Source organism: Mucilaginibacter endophyticus (genome assembly GCF_003351025.1).
Taxonomy (GTDB): domain Bacteria; phylum Bacteroidota; class Bacteroidia; order Sphingobacteriales; family Sphingobacteriaceae; genus Mucilaginibacter; species Mucilaginibacter endophyticus.
Genome location: NZ_QPCG01000013.1, coordinates 68,125 through 75,496, shown reverse-complemented (window position 1 = coordinate 75,496; position 7,372 = coordinate 68,125). Strand labels below are relative to the sequence as shown.

Genomic DNA, 7,372 nt, shown 5'->3' with positions numbered 1-7,372 from the left:
AGGCCCGGTTGATTGAACCGGGCCTTTATTTTTTGAATTAAATAGTTCCGCTGCTACTGCAACTAAAACCTGCTACTGATTAAGATTAGCTTTGTTCAACCTCTGCTCCGGTATTAAAATAAGCCAATATAGCTTTAGCCTGTTTCAGATTAACCACTTCAAGCAGCATCTCTTCATTAGCTTCGCGGATTTTCTTTACCGACTTAAAGTATTTCAGCAGCTTTTCGGCGGTGGTTTTGCCTATACCTTCTATTAGTTCAAGCTCGGTTACCAGCGTGCCTTTGTCGCGCTTTTTGCGGTGAAAAGTGATGCCAAAACGGTGGGCCTCATCGCGCAAATGCTGGATCACCTTAAGGGTTTCCGATTTTTTATCGAGATATAACGGATACTGGTCGTTTGGATAATAAAGTTCTTCTAGGCGTTTGGCGATGCCTATAACGGTTACTTTTTTATCTATACCCAATAATTTGAGGCTGTGCATAGCTGATGATAGCTGACCTTTACCGCCGTCAATCACGATAAGCTGTGGTAGTTCTGTGCCTTCATCAAGCATGCGGCGATAACGGCGATGTACGGCTTCTTCCATGGTGGCAAAGTCATTAGGCCCTTCAACGGTTTTAACATTAAAGTGGCGATAATCTTTTTTGGAGGGCTTGCCGTCCTTAAACACCACAATGGCAGATACGGGGTATTTACCCTGGAAGTTGGAGTTATCAAAACACTCGATGTGACGCGGCAACTGGTTCATGCGTAAATCCTTCATCATCTGTGTGAGCAATCGCTCGGTACGTACCTCGGGGTTTAGCTTTTCGTACTGGTCAATTTTTTCCTTTTTGAAAAACTGAACATTCTTTTGCGAAAGATCAAGCAGCTTACGTTTCTCGCCCAGTTTGGGCACCGTGAATTTGATATTGGGATGATCTTCAAGGTCGATATCAAAGGGGACGATGATTTCCTTGCTATCGCTGTTATAACGGCTCCTGAACTCGGATATGGCCAGTGTAAGCAATTCTTCATCGCTTTCATCCAGGCGTTTTTTGAGTTCGATGGTTTGCGTTTGGATGATGGTGCCGTTCATTACCTTCAGGAAGTTTACAAAAGCAAGCTTCTCTTCAGATGCAATGCTGAATACTTCTACATCTGTAATGGATGAGTTAACAACAGTCGATTTACTCTGGTAATTTTCAAGCAGCTCAAACTTGCGCTTAAGCCTGTGGGCCAGCTCAAAGTTCATCTCCATTGCGGCGGCTTCCATCTCGTTTTTTAAGCGACGAAGTACCGCCCCAATCTTGCCGTTCAGAATATCCTTGATCTCTTCAATGCTGTTATCGTAATCATTTTCCGACTGGAAATTCTGACATGGGCCTTTGCAATTACCCAACTGATACTCCAGGCAAACCTTGAACTTTCCTTTGTCGATGTTTTCGCGGGTAAGCTGTAAGTTACAGGTACGCAAAGGGTAAGTTTCCCTGATGAGGTCCAAAATGTTATGCATCATGCTTACTGAAGCATACGGGCCAAGATATTTAGAGCCGTCCTTAATGATCCGGCGTGTCCAGAAAATGCGCGGATAATTCTCGTTTTTGATGATAATCCAGGGATAGGTCTTATCATCCTTAAGCAATACGTTATAACGCGGCTGATGCTTTTTGATCATGCTGTTTTCCAGCAACCAGGCATCAACCTCGGTATCAACAATGGTAAAAGTTATAGCACGGATCTTGGATACCAACACCCGTGTTTTGGCATTGATATGGATATCCTGGTTAAAGTATGAGCCAACGCGATTGCGCAAGTCTTTAGCCTTGCCAATATATATTAGTTCCTGCTCACTATCCCAGTATTGATAAACCCCGGGTTTGTGAGGGATGTTTTTTAAAGCACTTTTATAATCAAATTTCTCGCTCACGGGATCATTGGTTTTAATGAAAACGTCATTGCGAATCTAAAATATGTCATTGCGAGGCGGAACGACGAAGCAATCGCATGCTATACAGAGCGGCTATGCTTCTGTGCGATTGCCACGCTTCGCTCGCAATGACATATTTTAGATTCGCAATGACGTCTGGAGGTTATACTCCTGATCAAACAAAAATAATTAAAATCCTAATTTCTTATCTACGTCGGTAGTTCCCTGTTGTTGCTGATTATAGGCGCCGCAATCCAGTATGATGCTAACCCCGTTTGCTGGTGCGTCAAAATCAACATTCTTTTTGATACCCAATGCTTGGTTGGCGTATACCTTTTTCATGTACATGGCAAATATCGGTAGGGCACTGTTTGCGCCTTCACCAAGGCGTGTGCTTTGGAACGCGATGTCACGATCTTCGCAACCTGTCCATAGGCCGGTAACCAGTTGTGGGGTTATGCCAATGAACCAACCATCCGAGTTGTTTTGCGTCGTTCCTGTTTTACCACCGATAGGGTTACGCAAGCCGTATTTATAGCTTAACCTTGAACCGGTCCCATCTTCAATAACACCTTTAAGCATATAGGTCATTACATAGGCCGTTTGCGCATTCATAGCCTGAACAACGCGCGGAGTATGCGTATACAATACGTTGCCGTTTTTATCTTCGATACGTAAAATATAAGTAGGCTCCGTCCACAAGCCATGGTTTGCAAAGGCCGAATAAGCTGCTGTCATTTCAAAAACAGAGGCGTCAAATGTGCCCAAACAAATAGACGGGTAAGGCGGAACAGCACTGGTGATACCCATCTTCTTGATCAAGTCCACAACAGGCTCTGGTTTAACCTCGCCCATAACGTGCGCCGTAACCCAGTTTTGCGAGTGTGCCAACGCCTGTCTTAAAGTAATAAAGCCCTGTAAAGTTTCAGATGGCGACGAGCGCGGGCACCATGGCGCGCCATAACCACGAATGGTATCAGGCACGTTGTTGATTTTCATACAAGGCGAATAGCCGTTATCGATGGCCACCGCATAAGTAAATGGTTTGGCCGTCGAGCCTACCTGACGTGTGCCGTTCTTTACCTGGTCGTACTTAAAGTGTTCAAAGTTAGTACCGCCCACCCATGCTTTAACGTAGCCGGTTGTTGGGTCCATACTCATGAGCGCGTTACGCAAAAGCATTTTACAGTAAATGATAGAGTCGATAGGACGCATCATGGTATCTATATTACCATGCCAGGTAAACAGGTTAAGCATGGTTTTGGTCTGGAAGTTTTCCTGAATTTCTTCGTCAGACTTTTCCTGTTGTTTCAGCTGTTTATACCTGTCGGACTTTTGCATACCCTGATCAAGCAAAAACTTAAAGTTATGGATGCTTTTGTACAGGTTGCGACCGCGCCAGTGATCATTGAACTGGGCTTGCAGGTCTTTCATATAATCGCGCTGTGCTTCCTCGGCGTATTGCTGCATGGTGGCATCAATAGTGGTATATATTTTTAAACCATCACGATCAAGATCATAAGGGGTACCATCCGGGCGGTTAATATTTTGTTCTTTAAAGATCTTTTGAAGCTCTTTCTTCAATACCGAACGGAAGTAAGGCGCAAGACCGTCAAAGTGATTGTTCTGGTGGAAATCAAGACCAAGAGGCTTGCGTTTAAACTCTTCGGCCTGGCCTTCACTTAAAGCCTTTTGTTCAACCATACGGTTCAGTACAAGGTTACGTCTTTTAAGCGCGTTATCCGGGTGACGGATAGGCGAGTAAATACCAGGGCCGTTCACCATACCTATTAACAAAGCCGCCTGATCTGGAGTTAATTTATCAGGAGTAGTATTAAAATAAGTACGTGCTGCCGATTTGATACCATAGGTGTTATAAGCGCCAAAGTCAACCGTGTTAAGGTACATGGTTAGGATCTCTTCTTTGGTATAGTGACGTTCCAGTTTAACGGCGGTAACCCATTCTTGTAATTTTTGAATGATACGTTTAAAAGGATTGGCAGATCGCTCAGAAAAAAGATTTAGTGCCAACTGCTGGGTTATAGTACTGCCCCCTTGTTTTTGACCGATGAGCAAATGCGCGAATATCGTAAAGCTACGCCCGAAGTCGATACCCGAGTGGTCATAAAAGCGCTTGTCTTCCGTAGCAACCAAAGCGTTAATTACGTTTGGCGATAGTTCGCGGTAGGTAACGTTTGAGCGGTTTTGAATATAGTAAGTGCCCAACACCTGCTTATCAGAAGATATGATCTCTGTGGCCTGGTTGCTTTTTGGGTTTTCCAAATCGCGGAATGATGGCAGCTGACCAAATACATCAAAAATGGTAAGCGTTATCATGATAACCACAAACAGGAAAAGGGCTATCACTGTACGCCAGATGTACCAGTTGTATCTTCTTATATCTGCGGGCTGAAGTTGATTTTTCGAGTTAAACCTTGTGTTATTGGTTCTCATTTTCTAATAAAATTTCTGGTAGTAGTCAAAATAACTATCCAATATACTTTGGGTTGCTAATTTATCCAGATTTTCTTTGGTAATGATAAAAAAGCTGTATTTATCCCTTGGCACCTTCATAATATCGGGCAACAGGGGAACTATGGTGCGGGCGTAATCCTTAGCGTCATCAAGGGTATAAAAACGGCCAACATATATCAACTGGTTATTGTCGCCTACGGTTTTAACGTGGTGGATAACTTCGCTGCGTGTGTAGCGTGTACGGTTAAATTGCCCTACACCAAAACGTGTTGAAGCCAGATTAGTTGTACCGCTGGCAACATTTATCACAAAGTAGTAATTGGTGCTGTCGTGCTTGCTGAATATGTAGTTTACTGCAGGCGCTTTAGCAATAGCGGCTGCAGGCGCTGTTGCTATTGAATCTTTTTGTTTTGGTGCAGGCTGCGCGGCAATATCACGTGATGTATCCGGCATTTTGTGCTGCGGTAACGGGATTTGAGCTAAGGCAAGTTGTTTGGGCTGCTGTGGTGCCGCCTGTTGAATTTGCGGGGCAGATGTTTTAGCGCCGGCTATTACGCGTGTGTCACGTTCGGGCAGGCGCTCCTGCGGCGTTATATTTTGGGTCGATGGCGTATATGGCGGACGATACTCCGTTTGTTTTTGATATGCTACCGGTGGGGTAAAAGGAATTTCGTTAGGGTCGTCATTAAACAGCACAACCGGGCGTGCGGCAATTTCGGCTTTGTTGGAGTCGATATAGGCCAGGTGCTGGCTAACCAGCGGGGCGATAAGTTTATCCTGCGGATATTTCGAGGCTATCAATTGCAGATCGGCCTGAAAAGGAGGAAGTTTTTCCATGTGCCCGGCAGCTAAAGCCTTTAGGTAATAAAGTTGCGCAGCGTACCGATTGTTGGGATATTTATTGAGCAGATCATTGGCTTTCTCAATTACCTGTGTGTATTGCTTTTGCGAATACAAGTCATATACCCCGTTATAAAAGCCATTAAACTCGGCATCCACATCGGCCATTTTACGTGCATAATCCGGGTCAAGAATAACTTTGGCGAATACACTCTCAGGGTACTCTTTTAATAACCTGTTTTTATAATCTGTTGATTTTACAGCATCGATATCAGCATAAAGCCTGTAAAGATTATAATAGATAGAAGGTTTGTCGCTGCTTTGCGGAAAACGGGCAAGCAATGTTTCATAAGTGGCAATAGCTTCCTTTTTATCTTCCAATATATCGCGATAAAAATTAGCCATTTCAAAATAGGCATTATAAATTCTGAAATTGGACTGCTGCAACAGGGCAGGGGTGAGCGGGAGGTTTTTAACCAGATCTTGCCTGTAAGTGCCTGCCGAAACATTATTGCTATTATAAGCTACACTGCCAACAGGAGCATCCGGGTCATTAACCTGCGAGCCAATGCCGGTATTGGCCGTTGGGATGCCTGTATTTGAACGCCTGCTGCGACGCCAGTTATCTTCAAGTTTACGGTTTCCCCATAAACGTTTAAAGTCGTTATAGCCCTGGCTTACCGCGCTGTTGTTGTAAAAGTAAAAGGTACTGCCGCTATTTCTATTGTTTTGGGCAGATGAATTATTATTCCTGTCGAAGGAGTTTGACATCGCCCCGTTATTGGCCGCGCCTGCATTAGCTTCAATGGCCGCCTGTTGTTGCTGGCGGGTTTTACGGGCCACCATTTCATCAATTTTGGCATCGCGGCTCTTCTCATCCAAAGCGGCAAGCATCTGCAGGGTATCCTCGCGCGATATAGTTTCGAGCAAGCGGGTAAGGATCTGCAGGTTATCGGCTTTTTTGCGGATAAGCTGGTAGCCCGGATAATTTACCGACAGGTTGTTAAGGGTACTATCATAATAAAGCCTGGCGTTTGCGTAATCGGCTTTGTTTTTAAAGTTGATATCGGCAATGCGCAGGTAGGAGAGGCCTTTTTGATTTTGATTTTTGGTGCTTACCCGTACCGATTTTTTATAGCTTTTTAAGGCGTTGTCAATCTCGCCTGCTTTAAACTGCTGTTCGCCTATCTGGTAATAGATCTGATCGTAAAAATCAATGTTGTCGCTGTTTTTTAACAGGGTGCGAAGCAGATCGATCTTATTTACCTTAACGCCGTTTCGGATCCGGATGCGGTTAAGATTGGCGTTAAAGGCCATTTCAAAGCTGGCGTTGCTTTTTACAATGCGGGTATAGCTTTCATATGCGTCGGCTGGTTTTAAATTAAGCTCCTGGAGTTGGCCAAGGATAAAAATCCAGCGAAGTTTAAGGTTAGAGATGTAACTATATTTTATCGCGAGTTTGGCCATCTCCTCAGCCTCGGCATAGTTTTGAGTGATAATATCATACTGTAGCTTGGTAGCATAAACATCGGCAGTAATGTTTTTTTTAGGGTTGATATCCTGCACCGCCGAATCGATCACCGCTTTGGCTAAAGGAAGCTGGTTGAGGTACATGAGCCCCCGGGCCTTCCATACCAGTGCTTCCTGTTTTAAGTTGGCTTGTTTACCAAACGAACGGGTTACATAATTAAAATATTCAACGGCATCAAAATAATTTGCCTCTAAATATCTTGCCTTGCCCAGCACCAGGTAGGCATCGCCCAGGTAATGACTTTGCTCCTTAATGCTGATGATTTTGTTGGCTTTTACTATGGCATCCTCCAGATCTTTATCCGGGGTACCGGTTTGCGCCGTGGTATCGGGATATACATTCAGGATCTCGTTATAAGCATCAGTAAATGATGTAGCATAGGCCTCCTGCTTTAACCTTAAAATTTCATTGGCATTAAATAATATATTGTAATGAGCAGTAAGGTTTTGCATGGTGCGGTTAAAGCCGCTTTGTTTTTCAAGCGAGCAGCCTACCGCTACCAGTATTAGTGCAGACAGAAAAAAAATGCCGATGTTTGATTTATAGGATGATGGTAGTCGCCTCAATGCAATACGGTAATTTAAAAGCATTGCTAAAATACTAAAGATTATACAATA

The 7,372-nt window shown here is 44.0% G+C and carries 3 protein-coding genes; all 3 read right to left on the bottom strand.

What is annotated here, in order from left to right; genetic code table 11:
* Nucleotides 1–85 precede the first annotated feature (85 nt).
* The 3 genes from uvrC to porW all read right to left on the bottom strand — a co-directional run bounded on the left by uvrC (nt 86) and on the right by porW (nt 7,345).
* Nucleotides 86–1,909: an excinuclease ABC subunit UvrC gene (gene uvrC / locus DUL71_RS30960; protein WP_114941691.1), complete on the bottom strand. Its 1,824-nt coding sequence runs from the start codon at nt 1,907–1,909 to the stop codon at nt 86–88.
* Nucleotides 1,910–2,098: 189 nt separating this feature from the next.
* On the bottom strand, nt 2,099–4,363 hold the full coding sequence (locus DUL71_RS30955) for a transglycosylase domain-containing protein (RefSeq protein ID WP_114941690.1): 2,265 nt from the start codon (nt 4,361–4,363) through the stop codon (nt 2,099–2,101).
* A 3-nt stretch (nt 4,364–4,366) separates the two neighbouring features.
* Nucleotides 4,367–7,345: a type IX secretion system periplasmic lipoprotein PorW/SprE gene (gene porW, locus DUL71_RS30950; protein WP_114941689.1), complete on the bottom strand. Its 2,979-nt coding sequence runs from the start codon at nt 7,343–7,345 to the stop codon at nt 4,367–4,369.
* Nucleotides 7,346–7,372: the final 27 nt, after the last annotated feature.